The organism is Klebsiella sp. 4_1_44FAA, assembly GCF_000238715.1.
Lineage (GTDB): Bacteria > Pseudomonadota > Gammaproteobacteria > Enterobacterales > Enterobacteriaceae > Klebsiella > Klebsiella pneumoniae.
This window is the reverse complement of sequence record NZ_JH414799.1, coordinates 326,752-347,043: the sequence shown is the minus strand read 5'-3', so window position 1 is coordinate 347,043 and position 20,292 is coordinate 326,752. Positions and strand designations below refer to the sequence as shown.

16 protein-coding genes and 2 pseudogenes are annotated in these 20,292 nt (G+C 60.2%); 9 read left to right on the top strand and 9 right to left on the bottom strand.

The genetic code is table 11. The annotated features are described in order from the left end of the window. Nucleotides 1–153: 153 nt before the first annotated feature. The gene (locus tag HMPREF1024_RS18730) at nucleotides 154–543 is read right to left on the bottom strand and encodes a hypothetical protein (protein WP_002892699.1); all 390 of its coding nucleotides are present in this window, start codon (nucleotides 541–543) and stop codon (nucleotides 154–156) included. Nucleotides 544–814: 271 nt separating this feature from the next. Between HMPREF1024_RS18730 and HMPREF1024_RS18735 the strand changes: the two genes are divergently transcribed. From HMPREF1024_RS18735 to HMPREF1024_RS18745, 3 genes are all read left to right on the top strand, one after another. Further along, nucleotides 815–1,933 (top strand): ABC transporter substrate-binding protein, encoded by a 1,119-nt coding sequence (locus HMPREF1024_RS18735; RefSeq protein ID WP_009308082.1) that lies wholly within the window; start codon nucleotides 815–817, stop codon nucleotides 1,931–1,933. A gap of 61 nt (nucleotides 1,934–1,994) precedes the next feature. After that, on the top strand, nucleotides 1,995–3,023 hold the full coding sequence (locus HMPREF1024_RS18740; protein ID WP_072145329.1) for an iron ABC transporter permease: 1,029 nt from the start codon (nucleotides 1,995–1,997) through the stop codon (nucleotides 3,021–3,023). Further along, nucleotides 3,020–3,817, top strand: coding sequence for an ABC transporter ATP-binding protein (locus tag HMPREF1024_RS18745; RefSeq protein WP_002892698.1), 798 nt, complete (start codon nucleotides 3,020–3,022; stop codon nucleotides 3,815–3,817). Before HMPREF1024_RS18740 ends, HMPREF1024_RS18745 begins: the two co-directional genes overlap by 4 nt. Nucleotides 3,818–3,857: 40 nt before the next feature. Here the strand turns inward: HMPREF1024_RS18745 and HMPREF1024_RS18750 are convergent, their stop codons facing one another. From HMPREF1024_RS18750 to HMPREF1024_RS18760, 3 genes are all read right to left on the bottom strand, one after another. Beyond that, a complete protein-coding gene (locus tag HMPREF1024_RS18750; RefSeq protein ID WP_004223411.1) occupies nucleotides 3,858–5,000 on the bottom strand; it encodes an HlyD family secretion protein in 1,143 nt (380 codons plus the stop codon). Then, nucleotides 5,000–5,344, bottom strand: a complete 345-nt coding sequence (locus HMPREF1024_RS18755) for a DUF3302 domain-containing protein (protein ID WP_004178874.1) — start codon at nucleotides 5,342–5,344, stop codon at nucleotides 5,000–5,002. The genes HMPREF1024_RS18750 and HMPREF1024_RS18755 overlap by 1 nt, the downstream gene beginning before the upstream one ends. 135 nt (nucleotides 5,345–5,479) lie before the next feature. Beyond that, the gene (locus tag HMPREF1024_RS18760; RefSeq protein WP_014599058.1) at nucleotides 5,480–6,121 is read right to left on the bottom strand and encodes a helix-turn-helix domain-containing protein; all 642 of its coding nucleotides are present in this window, start codon (nucleotides 6,119–6,121) and stop codon (nucleotides 5,480–5,482) included. A gap of 238 nt (nucleotides 6,122–6,359) precedes the next feature. On the opposite strand from HMPREF1024_RS18760, the gene HMPREF1024_RS18765 reads away from it, so the two are divergent. The 5 genes and pseudogenes from HMPREF1024_RS18765 to HMPREF1024_RS18785 all read left to right on the top strand — a co-directional run bounded on the left by HMPREF1024_RS18765 (nucleotide 6,360) and on the right by HMPREF1024_RS18785 (nucleotide 12,873). Next, a complete protein-coding gene (locus tag HMPREF1024_RS18765) occupies nucleotides 6,360–7,283 on the top strand; it encodes an aminoimidazole riboside kinase (RefSeq protein WP_009308079.1) in 924 nt (307 codons plus the stop codon). Nucleotides 7,284–7,447: 164 nt separating this feature from the next. Further along, on the top strand, nucleotides 7,448–8,965 hold the full coding sequence (locus HMPREF1024_RS18770) for a carbohydrate porin (protein ID WP_004147437.1): 1,518 nt from the start codon (nucleotides 7,448–7,450) through the stop codon (nucleotides 8,963–8,965). A gap of 104 nt (nucleotides 8,966–9,069) precedes the next feature. Further along, nucleotides 9,070–10,440: a sucrose-specific PTS transporter subunit IIBC gene (locus tag HMPREF1024_RS18775; RefSeq protein ID WP_002892640.1), complete on the top strand. Its 1,371-nt coding sequence runs from the start codon at nucleotides 9,070–9,072 to the stop codon at nucleotides 10,438–10,440. Then, nucleotides 10,440–11,839: pseudogene (locus HMPREF1024_RS18780) on the top strand (sucrose-6-phosphate hydrolase). The gene HMPREF1024_RS18775 and the pseudogene HMPREF1024_RS18780 overlap by 1 nt, the downstream one beginning before the upstream one ends. Nucleotides 11,840–11,862: 23 nt before the next feature. Continuing rightward, on the top strand, nucleotides 11,863–12,873 hold the full coding sequence (locus HMPREF1024_RS18785; RefSeq protein WP_014907957.1) for a LacI family DNA-binding transcriptional regulator: 1,011 nt from the start codon (nucleotides 11,863–11,865) through the stop codon (nucleotides 12,871–12,873). 47 nt (nucleotides 12,874–12,920) lie between these two features. Here HMPREF1024_RS18785 and HMPREF1024_RS18790 read toward each other — a convergent pair. The 5 genes and pseudogenes from HMPREF1024_RS18790 to HMPREF1024_RS18810 form a co-directional block, all read right to left on the bottom strand. Beyond that, nucleotides 12,921–13,530 (bottom strand): annotated as a pseudogene (locus HMPREF1024_RS18790) (hypothetical protein). Between the two features lie 183 nt (nucleotides 13,531–13,713). After that, the gene (locus tag HMPREF1024_RS18795) at nucleotides 13,714–14,736 is read right to left on the bottom strand and encodes an ABC transporter permease (protein ID WP_176564480.1); all 1,023 of its coding nucleotides are present in this window, start codon (nucleotides 14,734–14,736) and stop codon (nucleotides 13,714–13,716) included. 19 nt (nucleotides 14,737–14,755) lie between these two features. Then, nucleotides 14,756–16,240 carry a sugar ABC transporter ATP-binding protein gene (locus HMPREF1024_RS18800; protein WP_004142660.1) on the bottom strand — a complete coding sequence of 495 codons (1,485 nt, stop codon included), beginning with the start codon at nucleotides 16,238–16,240 and terminating at the stop codon, nucleotides 14,756–14,758. Between the two features lie 32 nt (nucleotides 16,241–16,272). Then, nucleotides 16,273–17,196, bottom strand: a complete 924-nt coding sequence (locus HMPREF1024_RS18805; protein ID WP_002892597.1) for a sugar ABC transporter substrate-binding protein — start codon at nucleotides 17,194–17,196, stop codon at nucleotides 16,273–16,275. Between the two features lie 429 nt (nucleotides 17,197–17,625). Further along, nucleotides 17,626–18,645, bottom strand: a complete 1,020-nt coding sequence (locus tag HMPREF1024_RS18810) for a LacI family DNA-binding transcriptional regulator (RefSeq protein WP_004191476.1) — start codon at nucleotides 18,643–18,645, stop codon at nucleotides 17,626–17,628. A 101-nt stretch (nucleotides 18,646–18,746) separates the two neighbouring features. Between HMPREF1024_RS18810 and HMPREF1024_RS18815 the strand changes: the two genes are divergently transcribed. Beyond that, the gene (locus HMPREF1024_RS18815; protein ID WP_009308075.1) at nucleotides 18,747–19,754 is read left to right on the top strand and encodes a Gfo/Idh/MocA family oxidoreductase; all 1,008 of its coding nucleotides are present in this window, start codon (nucleotides 18,747–18,749) and stop codon (nucleotides 19,752–19,754) included. The last annotated feature ends 538 nt before the right edge of the window (nucleotides 19,755–20,292 follow it).

Genomic DNA, 20,292 nt, shown 5'->3' with positions numbered 1-20,292 from the left:
GTACCGGGCAAATGTGAAGAAAGAGTGAGTAACTGGTTAACCAGGACGATTCCTGGCATCGGCAGTTGCTGTGCTGCGCAACAGCCAGGCAGCGGGAGGAAGGACAATAAAAAAGGCCGCTTTCGCGACCTTTATTCAGACAGGTAAAAGGACTTATTCAGTCACTTTATTTTTTAACTCTTCGGCGCCGGTTTTGGTTTTATCCCAGCCCTTTTCCGCACCGGATTTGGTGGCGTTCCAGCCTTTTTCACTGACCTCTTTGGTCTTATCCCACCCCTTCTCGGTGCCTTCTTTGGTCTTGTTCCAGGTTTTCTGCGCGCCTTCGCTCACCTGGCTGCCGACGCTGTCCTGCTTGCCTTCGGCGGCGTGTTTCGCCTTCAGCTGCTGCTCTTCGCCCTCGTGCTGGGCCTGATGCAGCTTCTCTTTAGCGGTGTTGGCGTTGGCATTCGCCGCCGCGACGGTATCATCTGTTGCATGTGTTGTCGCAGCAAAAACCGGAGCCGCAACCAGAATAGCCGATAACGCAATCATTGCTTTTTTCATAATATCCTCTCTCACGTGTCGTGTTATGAGTCGCATTCAGGATGGCACAACGAACCGGGGATGACATTAGGAATTAGCCTGAAAAACGTCTTCGACCTCCAGCCATGGCAGAAAATGCTGCCGCCTCGCGCGCCCTGTCGGCGTTGGCATAATTTCCAACATGTTTGTTACATTTTATGAAATTTGCCCTTGATATACTTGCCGTTGACGTTTACTCGAGAATAATTCTCAGAATCATTATATTTATAAATTGGCAAACGGAACTCATTTTATGGCAAGAAAATCAGTAAGATCGCTGTTACTTACTGCGCTGCTCGCGACGCCCCTCCTCAGCTATGCAACCCAATATCCCCTGACGGTCACGGACCTCGACGGCCGGCAGGTCACCCTCGCCAAAGAGCCGCAGCGTATTATTTTGCAGGATGGCCGCGACATTATGACCCTCGCCCTGCTGGACCGGGACAATCCGTTTAAACGGCTGGTGGCATGGAATAATCTGGCGAAAAAGCAGGATGTTGCCACCTGGCAGATGCTGAAAACGACGTGGCCCCAGTCGGCCACGATCCTTGACATGGGCTTCAGCGATAAAGGGAACGTCGATCTTGAAAGCGTCATCGCCCGTCAGCCGGATCTGATGATCGCCCAGCTGCGCGCCAGGCCAGCGCTGATGGAGAGTGGCGTCATCGACAAGCTCAGCGCCCTGCACGTTCCGGTGCTGTTTGTCGACTATGAGATCGCCCCGGCGAAAGATACCGCCCCCAGCATCGACCTGCTGGGCAAAGTCCTTAACCGCGAGAGCCAGGCCAAAGCCTTTACCGATTACTATCGTCAGCAGCTGCAGACGATTCGCCAGAAAACCGCGGCCATCACGCCGAAGGCCAACGTCTTCGTGGAAGCGCTGGCCGGCAACAGCGACGCCTGCTGCTTTACTCATGGCCACAGCGGCTGGGGCGGGCTGGTAGAGGCGGTCGGGGCGAACAATATCGGTTCGCAGCTGCTGCCGGGCGCCTCCGGGTTCGTTTCGCTGGAGAAAATCATCAGCATGAAGCCCGACGCCTGGATCATGACCGGCTCGAAGCGCGGCAACAGCCAGGTGCTGCCCCTGGGTTATGCGGTTAAGCCAGAGGCGGTGAAGGCCCAGGCGCAGACGCTGCTGGCGCGACCTGGGGTCAGCCAGATCCCGGCGGTACAGGAAAAGCGGGCCTATGGCGTTTATCACCACTTCTATAACCACCCGTGGAATATTGTCGGCATGGAATACCTGGCGAAAGATATCTACCCGCAGGCCTTCGGCGATCTCAACCCGGATGAGACGTACCATTATATTGTGCGCCATTTCACCGACCTGCCGGACCAGCCGTTCGTCTTCTCCTGGCAGCAGAGCGAGTAAATACAGCATGCGTTTAACCTCCGACTCCGTGCTCGACGGGCTGCCCGCCGGGACCTCTGGCATGATGAATGATTATCGCCGTATCGTGCGTCGCCGTCTGCTGCTGATCCTCCTGCTGACGCTGTTGATTGTCGCGTCGCTGCTGCTCGATTTTATGCTCGGCCCCTCCGGTCTGCCGCTGCAGAGCCTGTGGCAGACGTTAACCGATCCGGCCAGCGCCGATCCGGGCACGCGCGCCATCGTCTGGGATATCCGCCTGCCCTATGCGGTGATGGCGATTATCGTCGGTCTGGCGCTGGGACTGGCCGGCGCCGAAATGCAGACCATCCTCAATAACCCGCTGGCCAGCCCGTTTACCCTCGGCGTCTCCTCGGCTGCGGCGTTTGGCGCCGCGCTGGCGATTGTGCTCGGTATTGGCCTGCCCGGTATTCCCGGCCAGTGGTTTATCTCGGCCAACGCCTTTATCTTCGCCCTGCTGGCTGCCCTGCTGCTGGACGGCATCAGCCGCTGGACCCAGGTGGCCACCTCCGGCGTCATTCTGTTCGGCATCGCGCTGGTCTTTACCTTTAACGCTCTGGTCTCGATGCTGCAGTTCATCGCCAACGAAGACACGCTGCAGGGGCTGGTGTTCTGGACCATGGGCAGCATCGATCGCGCCTCCTGGAGCAAAGTCGCCATCCTGTTGGTCGCCCTGGCGCTGGTGATGCCCCTGTCGCTGCGCAGCGCGTGGAAGCTGACCGCCCTGCGGTTGGGTGAGGACCGGGCCATCAGCTTTGGCATTAACGTTCGCCGTCTGCGCCTGACCACGCTGCTGCGGATCAGCATCCTGTCAGCGCTTTCGGTGGCCTTTGTCGGGCCAATCGGCTTTATCGGCCTGGTGGCGCCGCATATTGCGCGGATGCTCTTCGGCGAAGACCATCGCTTTTACCTGCCCGCCAGCGCGCTGATCGGCGCCCTGGTGCTCTCCCTGGCCTCCATCGCCTCGAAAAACCTGATCCCCGGGGCCATTATTCCGGTGGGGATCGTCACTTCCCTGGTCGGGGTCCCGTTCTTTTTGAGCATCATTTTACGTCATCGGGGGCAGGTATGAGCGACCAGACATTATCCGGGCTGTCGCTGTCTCACTTCAGCGCCGGCTACCCCAGACGCAAGGTGATCGAGAACCTGACGGTTCCCCATCTGCCGCGAGGGAAAATCACCGCGCTGCTGGGGCCAAACGGCAGCGGTAAATCAACGTTAATGCGGGCGATGGCGGGTCTGGGCCCCTGCCGCGGCGAGCTGCTGCTGGAGGGGGAAAATCTGCTGACGCAGCCGTTCTCACGTCGCGCAGAGCAGGTAGTCTATCTTCCGCAGACGCTGCCCGCCGGCGTGCATCTGCATGTGCTGGAGTCGATAATCGTTGCCCAGCGCGCCGCCGGAGGACGCCACAGTCCGCAGCGCCAGGAGGAGGTCATGGCGCTGCTGCGACAGCTGGGGATTGCCCATCTGGCGATGAGCTACCTCGATCAGCTCTCCGGCGGGCAAAAGCAGCTGGTGGGTCTCGCCCAGTCGCTGATCCGCCAGCCGCGCCTGCTGCTGCTCGACGAACCGCTCAGCGCCCTTGACCTCAACTACCAGTTTCACGTGATGGATCTGGTGCGCCGGGAGACCCGGCGGCGCAACATCGTGACCCTGGTGGTGGTGCACGACATCAATATTGCCCTGCGTCACGCCGACCACGTGCTGATGCTCAAGGCGGGCCAGCTGCTCGGCGACGGCACCCCGGCCGCGGTCATCACCCCCGAGACTCTGGCGGCCGTCTATGGGGTGCGCGGGCGTATTGAACCCTGTTCGCAGGGGGTGCGGCAGGTGATTATTGACGGCCTGGTGGACAGCGAGGCCTGACCGCGGCGCGGGGCGGTTCGTCCGCCCCGCGCCCGCCGGCTTAGTGATCGAGATAGATATAGTTTTCCCAGCTCTTCATGCGGATCAGGATCTTCCTGATCAGCGACAGCTCTTTCAGGTGATCCGAGTAGACCGCCGCCTCGAGGGTGGCCCCCTGCGGCAGAGCGTATTCGGCAAAACGCGGATCGGTCACCTTCAGCACCACCAGCGCCCGGCCATGGGTATTGAGCGCGTCTGTGGTCAGCAATTTGCCCTGCCCCTGGAACTGGCTCTCGCCAATCGCCGGCAGCACGTCGGCCACTTCTCCGTGAAAGACGGTGCCCGGGATAGCCGGAAACATCAGCTCCGCGGGCTCGCCTTTGTGCAGACGCTGCAGGGCGTTCTGGCGAAATGCCGCGACGTACTCCCGCGAGGCGGCGCCCTCCACCGGCACAAAGGTCATCAGCGGGATCATCCCCAGCGCAGTGGACATGGTGCCCGGCCGTAAGCCGACGGTACTGACATAGCCATCCTCCGGGGCGCGGACGACAGTGTTCTCCAGCTGAAACTGCGCCTTTTGCAGCTGCGCCAGCAGGGAGGCCACGGTGGTGTTTTTGCCCTTCACCACCGAGTCCAGCGCATTACGCGCCTGAACCACCTTCGCCTGAGCCGCGCTGACGCTGGCTTCATCGGCTTTCCACGTCTGCAGACGGGTATCAACCATTTGATCGGAGAAGGCGCCCTGGGCATGGCCCTCCCGATAGCGGGCATACTCCCGCCGCGACTGGTCGCGCTGGGCCACCGCACGGCTCAGCTCGGCCTGCGCCTGGCTTAACGCCGCGTTTAAGGAGAGCGCATCCTGACTGGCTGCTTTTATCTGCGCCTGCAGATCGTCTACTTTCGCCTGGAACGGCGTCGGGTCGAGGGTAAACAGCACATCGCCCTTATGCAGCATCTGGTTAGGCTTCACCGGTACGCTCTGCACCCGGCCGCGTACCTGCGACACAATCGGCACGGTGCGAAACACCTGGTTACCGACGTCGGTATAAGGGAAGTTGTAGTTCATCCCGAAGATCACCGCGCCAATCAGGGCGATACCGCCGAGCACCGCCGTCGGCACGGTCCACTTATTGAGCGGGATGCGAAAAACTTTAAACACCACGATGCATAGCGCGGCGTAGGTCAGCAACATTAACGTTTCCATTATTTTGCCTCCTTCGCTTTCAGAACGTCCACCTCGCGCTGGACCTGTTCCAGCTGCTGGACCACCGTTTCCAGACGCTGATGCAGCGCCTGCTGATCGTCGGCAATGTGGCGCATCCCCCATCCGCGGTCTTCGCGCCACAGCGTCGCCCAGATCCATAACAAGGGCCACAGCGCGTGGAGGGTAAATAAGCTGACCCAACCGGCATAATGAATCGCATCCTGATGAGGATGACGCCGCTCTTTGGCGATTTCATAAGGAATATCGTGAATAACAATCACGCCATAAAAAAGTATTAAGGCCACGGCGATCAGAATGGCCAGCGCCACATAGTCCAGGGTCATAAAATAACTCCAGAGTGCAAGGTTAAATAAATAAAACAGCCAGATTCAGGCGTAACGGGGCCGGGGGAAAAAGCGCGCTTAGCGCTTTCCCTGGCGGTAATAGCAACGTGATGGCGTGAATCTGCCGAATCGGATTTAGAATTTCTCAGGAATATGACGGTCGATGGAGATCAGCTTGCCTTTTTTCACCGTGATATATCCCCCCTCGCGCAGCGCGGCCAGCACCTGGTACACATAGCTGCGCGAGAGATTGGTTCGTTTAATAATAAATGCCGACAGGCTCTCATGCTGACCCCCATCAATTTCGCCGCGATATAAATAGCGCGACAGCATCGATTTAATGGTCTGAAAGCTGGTCTGGCTGCCGCGTTCATAGTGGGCATCAAGGGCAAATATGCCCATATAGGCCAGGATCGTGGTCAGCTCTTGCATATAGCCCGGCGACGAATGAAAGAATATTCGCTCAAAATCGCTGGCGGTTATTTTCGCCAGCTGGCACTCGCCCAGACACTGATAATAGAGCGCGACCGACGGACAATAATGTTCCAGTAATCCTAACGGCATATGCGCGATAACAATCCCGACCAGGTTCTGCTCATCGCCAAAGGCCAATGTCATTTGCCCCTGCAGCAGAAAGTAGAGATAGCCCGACTGCGGAATAAAGCCCTGGTCTTTGCCCAAACTCAGCGTTTCACTGCAGGCGATCACCGCCGGCAGATGCGTAGTCAGCGTCAGCTTCTGGTACCGATCGTAAATATCGCCAAAACTGGGGTTCATCGCGCTACGCACTCCTTTACCTTTGGCCACCGCGGCGGGGCTAACCGCGACCTGTTGAACTATACCTAAGCGGGTGGGGAAGGAAAAGTCCAGATCTGGAGTGGCGAAATATTCCGCCTGGCTCACATTTTTTACCCTCGCCTCCCTGTTTCGTGACCCAATCGTTCCGCTTACCGGTGGGCTGTGCTTTAATGAGCTAAACCGGTTTAATAAAGTTTAGCTTAGAGGAGCTTGTCGTATGAATGGAAAAATCTGGGTACTCGGCGATGCGGTCGTCGATCTCCTGCCCGATGGAGAGGGCCGCCTGCTGCAATGCCCCGGCGGCGCGCCGGCCAACGTGGCGGTCGGTGTGGCGCGGCTCGGCGGTGACAGCGGGTTTATCGGCCGCGTCGGCGACGATCCCTTCGGCCGTTTTATGCTTCACACCCTGGCGCAGGAGCAAGTGGATGTGAACTATATGCGCCTCGATGCGGCGCAGCGCACCTCCACGGTGGTGGTCGATCTCGATAGCCACGGGGAGCGCACCTTTACCTTTATGGTCCGCCCGAGCGCCGACCTGTTCCTTCTGCCCGAGGATCTCCCGCCGTTTGCCGCCGGTCAGTGGCTGCACGTCTGCTCCATCGCTCTCAGCGCGGAGCCGAGCCGCAGCACGACATTCGCGGCGATGGAGGCGATAAAGCGCGCCGGGGGCTATGTCAGCTTCGACCCCAATATCCGCAGCGACCTGTGGCAGGATCCGCAGGACCTTCGCGACTGTCTCGACCGGGCGCTGGCCCTCGCCGACGCCATAAAACTTTCGGAAGAGGAGCTGGCGTTTATCAGCGGCAGCGACGACATCGTCAGCGGCATCGCCCGGCTGAACGCCCGCTTCCAGCCGACGCTACTGCTGGTGACCCAGGGTAAAGCGGGGGTCCAGGCCGCCCTGCGCGGGCAGGTTAGCCACTTCCCTGCCCGCCCGGTGGTGGCCGTCGATACCACCGGCGCCGGCGATGCCTTTGTCGCCGGGCTACTCGCCGGCCTCGCCGCCCACGGTATCCCGGACAACCTCGCAGCCCTGGCTCCCGACCTCGCGCTGGCGCAAACCTGCGGCGCGCTGGCCACCACCGCCAAAGGCGCCATGACCGCCCTGCCCTACAAGGACGATCTTCAGCGCTCGCTGTGATCCCCTTGGGCCGGTTAACGGCCCACTTTGCTGGCGACATCACAATTCTTAAACCGGTTTAGCAATTTTTATTTTCACCGCGTTACCGACATGTTTAACATATCAACTAAACCGGTTTAGCAAACATTAGCACACTCACTGATTTACCTTTGGATGTCACCAACATGTATAAAAAACGGAAGTTAGCCATTCTTATTGCTTTGCTAACCGGCACCGCCGCCGCCCATGGGCAGACAGACCTGAACAGCATTGAAGCGCGTCTCGCCGCCCTGGAAAAACGCCTGCAGGACGCCGAGACCCGCGCCAGCACTGCCGAAAGCCGCGCCGCCTCAGCGGAGCAGAAAGTTCAGCAGTTAACCCAGCAGCAGCAGCAAACCCAGGCCACCACCCAGCAGGTGGCCAGGCGCACCACTCAACTGGAAGAAAAAGCCGAACGGCCCGGCGGCTTTGAGTTCCACGGCTATGCGCGTTCCGGGGTGATCATGAACGACTCGGCCGCCAGTACCAAATCCGGCGCTTATATGACCCCCGCCGGGGAGACCGGCGGCGCCATTGGTCGCCTGGGCAACCAGGCCGACACCTATGTGGAAATGAACCTCGAACATAAACAGACCCTGGACAACGGGGCGACCACCCGTTTCAAAGTGATGGTGGCCGACGGACAGACCACCTATAACGACTGGACGGCAAGCAGCAGCGACCTGAACGTACGCCAGGCGTTCGTCGAGCTGGGCAATCTGCCGACCTTCGAAGGCCCGTTCAAAGGCTCGACCCTGTGGGCCGGGAAACGCTTTGACCGCGACAACTTCGACATCCACTGGATTGACTCGGATGTGGTGTTCCTCGCCGGGACCGGCGGCGGGATCTACGACGTGAAATGGAACGACAGCCTGCGCAGCAACTTCTCGTTATACGGCCGCAACTTTGGCGATATCGCCGACAGCAGCAACAGCGTGCAGAACTATATCGTCAGCATGAATAACTTTGCCGGCCCGGTGCAGATGATGGTCAGCGGGATGCGGGCGAAAGATAATGACGACCGCCAGGACGCGAACGGCAATCTGGTGAAAGGCGATGCCGCTAACACCGGGGTTCATGCCCTGCTGGGCCTGCACAATGAGAGCTTCTATGGCCTGCGCGACGGGACCAGCAAAACGGCCCTGCTGTACGGCCACGGGCTGGGCGCCGAGGTTAAAGGCATCGGCTCCGACGGCGCGCTGCGCCCGGGGGCCAATACCTGGCGCTTCGCCAGCTATGGCACTACGCCGCTGAGCGATCGCTGGTTTATTGCCCCGGCCGTGCTGGCGCAGAGCAGTAAAGATCGTTATGTCGATGGCGACAGCTATCAGTGGGCCACCCTCAACCTGCGTCTGATTCAGGAAGTGACGCAGAACTTCGCCCTCGCCTGGGAGGGCAGCTATCAGTACATGGATCTGCAGCCTGAAGGCTACAACGATCGCCATGCGGTCAATGGCAGCTTCTACAAGCTGACCTTCGCCCCGACCTTCAAGGTGGGCAGCATCGGCGACTTCTTCTCGCGGCCGGAGATCCGCTTCTATACATCGTGGATGGACTGGAGCAAAAAACTGGACAACTACGCCAACGATGACGCGTTAGGCAGCAACGGATTCAAATCGGGCGGCGAATGGTCGTTCGGTATGCAAATGGAGACCTGGTTCTGACGGCCACCGGGGCGACAGGGTAAATAACACATAAATATAAGGTTCGCGGCGCCTGCCACGGCTGGCGCCGCCCACGCCATATCATCATGCATTTAGAGGGTACTATGGATTTTGAACAGATTTCCCGCTCACTGCTTCCCCTGCTGGGCGGCAAGGAAAATATCGCCAGCGCCGCGCACTGCGCCACCCGCCTGCGGCTGGTGCTGGTCGACGACGCGCTCGCCGATCAGCAGGCGATTGGCAAAATCGACGGGGTGAAAGGCTGCTTTCGCAATGCCGGACAGATGCAGATCATCTTCGGCACCGGGGTGGTCAATAAAGTCTATGCCGCCTTTATCCAGGCCGCAGGCATCAGCGAATCGAGCAAATCCGAAGCCGCCGACCTGGCGGCGAAAAAGCTGAACCCGTTCCAGCGCATCGCCCGCCTGCTGTCCAACATCTTCGTGCCGATTATTCCGGCCATCGTCGCCTCCGGCCTGCTGATGGGCCTGCTGGGGATGGTGAAAACCTACGGTTGGGTCGACCCGAGCAACGCTCTCTATATCATGCTGGATATGTGCAGTTCGGCGGCGTTTATCATTCTGCCGATCCTGATCGGCTTTACCGCCGCCCGCGAATTTGGCGGTAACCCCTATCTGGGCGCGACCCTCGGCGGGATCCTCACCCATCCGGCTCTGACCAACGCCTGGGGCGTCGCCGCCGGCTTCCACACCATGAATTTCTTCGGCATCGAAGTGGCGATGATCGGTTACCAGGGCACCGTCTTCCCGGTGCTGCTGGCGGTGTGGTTTATGAGCATGGTCGAGAAGCGGCTGCGCCGCGTGATCCCTGACGCGCTGGACCTGATCCTCACTCCGTTCCTGACGGTGATTATCTCCGGCTTTATCGCCCTGCTGCTGATCGGCCCGGCCGGTCGCGCGCTCGGCGACGGCATTTCGTTTATCCTCAGCACGCTTATCAGCCACGCCGGCTGGCTGGCAGGCCTGCTGTTCGGCGGCCTCTATTCGGTGATCGTCATTACCGGTATCCATCACAGCTTCCATGCCATCGAGGCCGGACTGCTGGGCAACCCATCGATTGGCGTCAACTTCCTGCTGCCGATCTGGGCGATGGCCAACGTCGCCCAGGGCGGCGCCTGCTTTGCGGTGTGGTTTAAAACCAAAGATGCCAAAATAAAAGCCATCACCCTGCCGTCGGCGTTTTCGGCGATGCTGGGGATCACCGAGGCGGCAATCTTCGGGATTAACCTGCGCTTTGTGAAACCGTTCATCGCCGCGCTGGTGGGCGGTGCCGCCGGCGGCGCCTGGGTGGTGTCGATGCACGTCTACATGACCGCGGTGGGCCTGACGGCGATCCCGGGGATGGCTATCGTGCAGGCCAGCTCGCTGCTGAACTACATTATCGGAATGGCGATCGCCTTCGCCGTGGCCTTCGCGCTCTCTCTGACGCTGAAATACAAAACGGACGCTGAATAATGTCATTACCGTCACGTCTGCCTGCGATCCTGCAGGCCGTTATGCAGGGCCAGCCGCAGGCGCTGGCCGACAGCCATTATCCGCAATGGCATCTGGCGCCGGTCAACGGACTGCTGAACGATCCTAACGGCTTTTGCCAGGTCGCCGGGCGTTACCACCTGTTTTATCAGTGGAACCCGCTCGCCTGCGACCATACCTATAAGTGCTGGGGACACTGGAGCTCTGCCGATCTGCTGCACTGGCGGCACGAACCTATCGCCCTGATGCCGGATGAAGAGTATGACCGCAACGGCTGCTACTCTGGCAGCGCGGTCGAGTTCGAGGGCGCCCTGACTCTGTGCTACACCGGCAACGTGAAATTCCCCGACGGCGGGCGCACCGCCTGGCAATGTCTGGCGACCGAGAATGCCGATGGCACCTTCCGCAAGCTGGGGCCGGTGCTGCCGCTGCCAGAAGGCTATACCGGCCATGTGCGCGACCCTAAAGTGTGGCGGCAGGACGGGCGCTGGTACATGGTTCTTGGGGCGCAGGATGTGCAACAGCGCGGCAAAGTGCTGCTGTTTACCGCCAGCGACCTGCGGGAGTGGCGCCTGGTGGGCGAGATCGCCGGGCACGACGTGAACGGCCTGGCGAACGCCGGCTACATGTGGGAGTGCCCGGATCTCTTTCCGCTGGCGGACACCCACCTGCTGATCTGCTGCCCGCAGGGGCTGGCCCGCGAAGCGCAGCGCTTTCTCAATACCTATCCGGCGGTGTGGATGGCAGGCCGCTTCGACGCCGAACGCGGGATCTTCGACCACGGCCCGCTGCACGAGCTGGACAGCGGATTTGAGTTCTACGCGCCGCAGACCATGCAGGCCGATGATGGCCGCCGCCTGCTGGTCGGCTGGATGGGCGTCCCCGACGGGGACGAGATGCATCAGCCCACCCGCGCGCAGGGCTGGATCCATCAGATGACCTGCGTGCGTGAGCTGGAGTGGCAGGCTGGCACTCTGTATCAGCGTCCGCTGCGCGAGCTGGCCGCTCTGCGCGAGGAAGCTCAGGGCTGGTGCGGACAGACCCTGCCCCTCGCCCCGATGGAGCTGACCTTTGACTTTCCCCCGACAGCACGCTGGGGCTGGACTTTGCCGGCGCCCTGCAGCTCACCGTCAATCGCGACGGTCTGCGTCTGTCGCGCCGCGGCCTGCAGACGGCGGAGATGCATCACCGCTACTGGCGCGGCGAGGCGCGACGCCTGCGGATCTTTATCGACCGCTCCAGCGTGGAGATTTTCATCAACGATGGCGAAGGGGTGATGAGCAGCCGCTTCTTCCCGGGCTATCCGGGGCAGCTCATCTTCAGCGGTGCGACGCCGGTGGCATTCTGCCGCTGGCTGCTGCGGCCATGCATGGTAGAATAAGCGTTTTGCTTTCAGGCTCCCGGGTGCTGATGAAAACCAAACGCGTAACTATCAAAGATATCGCCGAACTGGCGGGCGTCTCCAAAGCGACCGCCAGCCTGGTACTCAACGGTCGTGGTAAAGAGCTGCGCGTGGCGCAGGAGACGCGCGAGCGCGTACTGGCGATCGCTCGCGAACAGCACTATCAGCCGAGCATTCACGCGCGCTCGCTGCGCGATAACCGCAGCCATACCATTGGTCTGGTGGTGCCGGAGATCACCAACTACGGGTTTGCCGTTTTCTCCCACGAGCTTGAGACGCTCTGCCGGGAAGCCGGCGTGCAGCTGCTTATCTCCTGCACCGACGAAAACCCTGGCCAGGAGAGCGTGGTGGTCAATAACATGATCGCCCGCCAGGTCGACGGCCTGATTGTCGCCTCTTGTATGCACAGCGATGCCGACTATCAGAAGCTCAGCGAACAGCTGCCGGTGGTGCTGTTTGACCGCTCCCCCAGCGACAGCGCCCTGCCGCTGGTGATGACCGACTCGGTCACCCCAACGGCCGAGCTGATCTCCCGTATCGCGCCTCAGCATGCGGACGAGTTCTGGTTTCTCGGCGGCCAGCCGCGGCTGTCGCCGTCGCGCGACCGGCTGGCGGGGTTCACCCAGGGCCTGGCCCAGGCGGGGATCACGCTGCGCCCCGAGTGGGTGATCAACGGCAACTACCACCCCAGCTCCGGCTATGAGATGTTCGCGGCGCTCTGCGCGCGGCTGGGGCGTCCGCCGAAGGCGCTCTTCACCGCGGCCTGCGGGCTGCTCGAAGGGGTGCTGCGCTATATGAGCCAGCATCATCTGCTGGATTCCAATATTCATCTCGCCAGCTTCGACGATCACTATCTGTATGATTCGCTTTCCCTGCGCATTGATACCGTGCAGCAGGATAATCGCCAGCTGGCCTGGCACTGCTACGATCTGCTCAGCCAGCTGATCGATGGTCAGGCCCCGGAGCCGCTTCAGCGCTACCTGCCCGCCACCCTGCAGATTCGCCATCCCTGACGGCGCGGTTGGCAATTAGCGTTTTCGCCTGGCGCGCGCCGCCTGCCTCAGCGCCAGCAGCGCGCTGGCGAGCACCGCGCCAAGGCCGATCGTTACCGGCCAGCGGTAAGCCACCAGCAACGAGGGCAATCCACCATCCGGCGCCAGCATCACCAGATTCCAGCCCGCCAGCCCCGCGTTGCCGTTCAGCGCCCGGCTTAACATCCGCTGATGCGGGGCGAATGGCTGAATGGTCTGGTAGTGGCTGCCGAACAGCGGGGGCTGCATCTCTCGCGGGAACTGCGCCTGCACCTGGGCCAGCACGCTGGCCGGCAGCGCGTGCGATGCCGCCAGCAGATGCCCGTCGCCATTCACCAGCAGCAGCTGATAATGCCGCTCCCGGGCGAGGGTCTGGAGAGCGGCGCGCATCGCCGCCAGCGGCCAGGTCGCTTCCCGCTGCGGCGCCGGAATGTTCATCCGCCGCTCAAGGCGTTCCGTCACCCACTGCGCATCCTCCTCCAGCTGGCGGATCTGCCTCTCACGGTAAACCTCTCTGGCCGGCAAATTCATGCCCCGACCGAGCGCCAGGATCGCCAGCCCCGCGAGCAGCGTGACGATAAGGCCCCTTTTTCCCGCTAGCCAGCGCGGCGAGAATTTGCCAAAGGATGGTGTATTCATACGACTCCAGAAACCGCAGGCCACGCGTGGCCCCTGACGAATGGACAACGGAAGTGGCGAAACTGTACAGGATGCGCAGCGCGGGCAAAACAGACAGGCGGAGCCTGGCGGGGAGTATTTTGTTTATTTCTGGACAGGACTGGCGGCAACGGCATCCTTCGCCGTTGCCGCCCGTTGATAAGATTAGTGTTTTTTCCTGTTGCGACGCATATCGATGGTTACTGCCGCAACGATAATGATGCCTTTAATAATATCCTGCACATACGCATCGACGCCGACAAAGGTAAAACCGCTTTTGATCAGGCCAAGGATCATCGCGCCAATCAGGGTGCCGGTAATGCGCCCCACTCCGCCCATTAAGCTGCTGCCGCCGATCACCGCGGCGGCAATCGCGTCCAGCTCGTAGGACATCCCCATACTCGACTGGCCGCTGCTGACGCGCGCCGCCAGCACCACCCCCGCCAGCCCTGAGAGCGCCCCGGCGATGGTGTAGACGATCACCAGATATTTATTCACATTGATGCCGGACACTTTGGCCGAGGTCATGTTGCCGCCGATGGCATACACATATTTGTCATACCGGGTATGCTTCAGCGCAATGTGAAACACGGCGGCGATCACGAAGAAGATAATCACCGGCATCGCCCCCTGGCCTATCGCCGTAAAGCTGTCGGAGAGGAAGCTGATCGGGTTGCCCTGAGTGTAATACTGCGCCAGACCGCGCGCCGAAACCATCATCCCGAGGGTGGCGATAAACGGCGGAATACCGGTCCGCGTCACCAGGAAACCGTTGGTCAGGCCGCACAGCAGGCCGACGCCGATCCCCGCGCAAATGGGGATCACCGCCGGCAGGTTGACCAGCGCCGGGAACATTGGCGACAGGCTATCGGAGGTTTGCGCCAGGCTGGCCGCCACCACCGCCGCAAGGGCTATAACCGAGCCGGAGGAGAGGTCAATCCCGGTGGTGATGATCACCTGGGTGACGCCGACGGCGATGATGCCGATAATCGCCACCTGCAGCACAATCAGCACCAGTCGGTTGGTATTGAGCAGGAACGACTGGTCGCGAACATACCAGCCGGCGATTTCAAAGGTCAGGGCAATCACCAGCATCACCACAAAGATGCCGGTATCTTTCGGCATTTTATGCCGCAAATTAGCGAAGAAGGAGGAACCCTCGCTGGCCGGAGCCGCCGTTAATTTCATATTACTCATTCTCTGTGCCTCAATGGGATGCCAACGACAAAATGGTTTCCTGGTCGGCTTCGTCTTTTTCCAGGATGCCGGTGATACGACCTTCATGCATCACCATGACCCGATCGCTCATGCCAAGGATTTCCGGCAGTTCAGAGGAGACCATAATCACCGCCACCCCCCGATTCGCCAGTTCACTGATAAGATGATAAATCTCCGCCTTCGCCCCGACGTCGATACCGCGGGTCGGCTCATCGAGAATTAAGATTTTCGGTTGCGCTAACAGCCAGCGCGCAATCAGGACTTTTTGCTGATTCCCCCCGCTGAGGTTATTAATAATTTGATCCATCGTCGGCGTTTTAATATTGAGCCGGCGTATTTGCTCCATGCAGTCTTCGGCCATTTTCACGTGCTGGACAAAACCGCTCTTGCCGATATATTCCGGCATTTTGACGATACTCATATTTTCCAGCACCGACAGCACCAGAAACAGGCCCGACTTTTTCCGGTCTTCGGTTAATAATGCCATCCCTTTTTCAATCGCCACGGAGGGGGAATCGATGGTCACCGGCGCTCCGTCGATCAGCACTTCGCCGCTGTCGAAGCGCTCCATACCGAACAGGCTTTCCATCACCTCGCTGCGCCCGGCGCCCACCAGCCCGGCCACGCCCAGGATTTCGCCACGGCGTACGCTAAAGCTGACGTCATGGAACACGCCCTGACGCGTCAGGTTGCGAACCGTCAGCACCTCTTCGCCGATGGTGTTATTAAATTTCGGAAACAGCTGGGTTAATTCGCGGCCCACCATCTGGGTGATCAGCGACTGCCGGGTAAATTCGGTGGTGTTTTTGCTCCCCACCCAGGTGCCGTCGCGAAAGACGCTGATCTCATCGGTGATGGCAAAGATCTCATCCATTTTGTGGCTGATATAGATGATCGCTTTCCCCTGGGCGCGCAGGTCGCGGATGATGGTGAACAGGTGAGCCACCTCGCCTTCGGTCAGCGCCGAGGTGGGCTCATCCATGATCACGATATCCGCGTTCCATGAAACCGCTTTGGCAATCTCCACCATCTGCTGGGCGGCGATGCTCAGGTCGCCCACCAGCCGGTCAGCGGTTAAGCGGATATTGAGCTTATCCAGCAGCGCCTGGGTCTGGCGGGTCAGCTGGCCATGGTCGACAAAGCCGTACTTCATCGGCTCGCGCCCCAGCCAGATATTCTCCGCCACCGTCATATGCGGCACCAGATTGAGCTCCTGGTGGATCATCGAGATCCCCGAGCGCAGCGCATCCATGGTGTCGGTAAACTCCACCGGCTCCCCTTTCACGCGAATCGACCCTTTATCGGGGCGATAGATACCGATCAGGCATTTCATCAGCGTGGATTTACCGGCGCCGTTCTCGCCCATCAGGGCATGCACCGTTCCCGGACGCACGCGCAATGAGACATTATCGAGCGCCTTCACGCCGGGGAAGAACTTACTGATACCTTCGGCTTCAAGGGCAAAAGCGTTCATACATCCACCTCCGTACCACAGGTTGGCCAGGACTATTTCTGATTACGGTTGGTAAATTCAGCCATGTTCTCTTTGGTGATCAGCTGATACGGCACGTCGATGATTTTTTCCACTTTCTCGCCGTTCGCCAGCTTGATGGCCGCGTCGACTGCGCCTTCACCCTGGCCTTTCGCATCCTGGAAGATGGTGGCGATCATCTTGCCGCTCTTCAGCATCTGCAGCGCGTCCGGGGTGCCATCCACGCCGGCGATGAGAATATGGTTCGGGTTTTTGCCCAGCGCCTGCAGGGCGCCGATCGCCATTTCATCGTTGTTGGAGGCGATGGCCTGGATATCCTCACCGCTGGTCATCCAGTTGCTGACCACATCCACTGCGTCATTGCGGGTAAATTTCGCGGTCTGCTTCTGGACGATTTTGATGTTCGGGTATTTCGCTACCACCTCTTCCACCCCTTTGGTGCGGTCGCGAGTGGATTCATTCGCCAGGTCGCCGAGCAGGATCGCCACATTGCCCTTACCGTTCATCGCTTTCGCCAGCGCTTCCATCTGCAGACGGCCGGCAAGAATGGAGTCCGATCCCACATAGGCCATCTTGTCGGTCAGCTCCGCCTGCGGACGGCGGTTCACAAACACCAGCGGGATCCCGGCTTTGGTGGCCTGATCCATGATCGGTTTCACCGCGTTGGTATCCACCGGGTTGACGATAATGGCGTCCACCCCCTGGCCGATAAAGTTCTGTACCTGCTGCAGCTGCTGGGAGACATCCCCTTTCGCGTCCTCGATCTGCGATTTAACGCCATCTTTTTTCATCTCTTTTTGCATCGAGGTACGCAGGATCGTCAGGAAGTTATCGTCAAACAGCGCCATCGAGACGCCAATGGAGACATCTTTTGCCATAACCACCGCAGGCAGCATGCAGGCTAACAAAGAGGCAACAATCGTTTTCTTAATATTCATAGTTGATCCTTGATTTTGTAGGTACGCCGGTGAATGAAACAAAATGAAAAATTAATTTCAGTTACGTTGCGGCAAATGTCTGCTGGTATATCGACGACGCTGCGGCACCTCTCGCACTCCATCGTGATCTAAATCACAAATAACGGCTGTTTTATCATCACTATTTTGAAACATCAGTCCATTTACGCCGCAACCTGGATTTCAGACCATTTATTTCATTAACAAGACATTTGAAACTTTTATAAGTAAATAACTGAAATGAAAATTTTAAAACTATGCAGTAACAGAATTTTGACAGACATCTAACATTGCCGCATAAATGAGCGAAAAATGAGAAGCAGACAACGCTTTGAAGCGATCCCTCCCGGCGGGGTGGTCATTTACCCGCCGGGGAAATCCGTGTTGTCAGGAAGGGAGGCGCCGCACGCCTTAGTCCACGTTCTCGGCGCTGTAGAGGATAAAGTCGACTTTACCGTCGGCATAGGTTTGCGGCTGGTAGCCGGACTCCAGATGGCGCAGCATCAGGTCGATCGCCAGCTGGGCGTGCTGGCGGGTGTTCTGATCGAGCGTTAACGCCAGGCTGCCCTTCGCCAGCTGCTGCCGGGTGGTGTTGTAACGCTCATGGGTGATCCAGCAGACGTCGCCTTCGCGGCGGTGGCGGGCCAGCGCCTCGGCAATCTGGGTATTGCCAAGCCCGGTGTTATAGATCCCAACAATATTTCGGCTGCGGCACAGGGCTTGCTCCACCAGGCGGGTGATCTGCTCCCGCCGCTCCTCGCCCGCCAGCACGTCGCTGAGCTGCAGGTGGGGAAAGCGCTGGCTCAGCACCTCGCGGAACCCCTGAATGCGCAGGCGATGCGCGCTGTAATCTTGCCGGCCGCTGACCATCAGCACCTCGCCGGGCCGCGGCGTCATTCTCCCCAGCATTAACCCCGCCGTGCGGCCAGCCTGCAGCTGATTGATCCCCACGTGGCAGAGTCGGTCGGCGCCGGGCAGGTCCGTCGCCAGGGTGATCGCCGGGACGCCAGCCTCCCGGCAGCGGCGCAGCGCGTCATGCACCGCGGGATGGTCATTGCCGAAGACGATGATCCCCTGACGTTGCTGGCAACTGCGCGCAATGCGCCGGGCCAGCGTCGTCGGCTGCGACTCCGGGACAAAGGTGCGGTGCAAGGTCAGACGGCGATAGCCGAGGCTATCCGCCACGGCGGCAAAATCCTGCGCCAGCTGCGGAAAGAAGAACGAGTCATTGCTGCTGAGAAAGACCTCAATCTGCCAGGGAAAGCGGTGCTCCTCCGGCAGGATCCGCTTCAGCCCCGCCTCGCGCGCCGCCTGCAGCACTTTGCGCGTGGTCTGCGGCGATACGCCGCCGCGCTCGTTCAGCACCCGGTCAACGGTGGCCACGCCGACGCCAATCTGTCTGGCCAGCATCGCCAGTGAAATGTTTTTCATCGCCCCTCTCTTCATGATGGAAATCCATCAAAACGGCAGTGTCAGTGAGTTTAGCAAACCGATTATGGTGGCAGCGTCCCCTCGCCATTCTGGAGAAAAAAATGATCTGCAAACGTTTTGCCCTGGTAGGCAGTGGTTTTATCGGTCAGGTTCATGCCGCCAGTCTTGCCCGTCATGAAGGAAGTGCGCTGACGATGGTGGCCGATGCCGCCCCGGAGCGCGCCCAAGCGCTGGCCGCCCGCTATGGCGCCCGGGCGGTGACCGTGAGCGAGGCGATCCATAGCGACGCCATCGACGCGGTGCTGATCGCCAGTTCAACCCCGTCGCATGCCGAACTGCTGGAAGCCGCCGCCAGGGCGGGCAAGGCGGTCTATTGCGAAAAACCGATCGACCTCTCCCTGGCGCGCGCCCGTGAGGTGGTGGAGCGGGTGCTCCCCCTGAACGTGCCGGTCACTGTCGGCTTTAACCGGCGCTTCGATAGCAGCCATCAGCAGCTCCGCCGCCAGCTGGAGCAAGGGCTGATCGGCCGGGTCGAGCTGGTGCAGATGGTCTGCCGCGCCTCCAGCATGCCGCCGCTCGACTATCTGCGCAGCTCCGGCGGCCAGATGCGCGATCAGGCGATCCACTTCTTCGATCTCCTGCGCTTTCTCACTGGCGATGAAGTGCGCACCGTAGCAGCGATGGGCGCGGCGCTGGCCCTGCCGGACATTGCCGAATTTGGCGATGTCGACACCTCCATCCTGATGATGCAGATGCGCGGCGGCGCGCTGGCGCAGCTGGACAATACCCGCCGCACCGGCCACGGGTACGATGAACGGATCACCCTGCTGGGCGCCGAAGGCGCGCTGGAGTCCGGTAGCCAGTCGCCGGCGGGCCCTACCCTGTGGCGCGGCAATCAGCGCATTGAGCCGGGCCTGTGGCCGGACTGGTTCAGCCGGGTACAGGGATCTTATTACCAGCATCTTGACGCCTTTATTCGCTCCCTGAATGGTGAAACCGTCGCCGACCTGCCCGGCCTGCTGGACGGCCTGCAGGCGCAGGCCATTGCCGAAGCGGCGGTTCAGTCCCTGCAGTATGGTCAGTTTGTCGCCGTCGACGACTGTCGCTGAGCGGGTGCGAGGCAACCGCTATCAGGCGCTGTACCTGCCTTTATGCCGGGCGGCGGCGATGCCTTGCCCGGCCTACATAACACAGGCATTAATACACTGTAATGTCAAACGGTTGCAGTAAAATCGTAGGCCCGCGCAAGCGCAGCGCCGCCGGGCAAGAACAGCCGACGCGGAGCCGCTTTTATGCCGGGCGGCGGCGTCGCCTTGCCCGGCCTACATAACACAGGCATTAATATGCTTTAATATCAAACACTTGCATAGATACCCCAGGCCCGCGCAAGCGCAGCGCCGCCGGGCAAGAACAGCGGGCGCGGAGCCGCTTTTATGCCGGGCGGCGGCAACGCCTTGCCCGGCCTACATAACACAGGCATTAATCTGATTTAATATCAAACGGTTGCAGTAAAATCGTAGGCCCGTGCAAGCGCAGCGCCGCCGGGCAAGAACAGCGGGCGCGGAGCCGTTTTATGCCGGGCGGCGGCGATGCCTTGCCCGGCCTACATAACACAGGCATTAATACGATTTAATATCAAACGGTTGC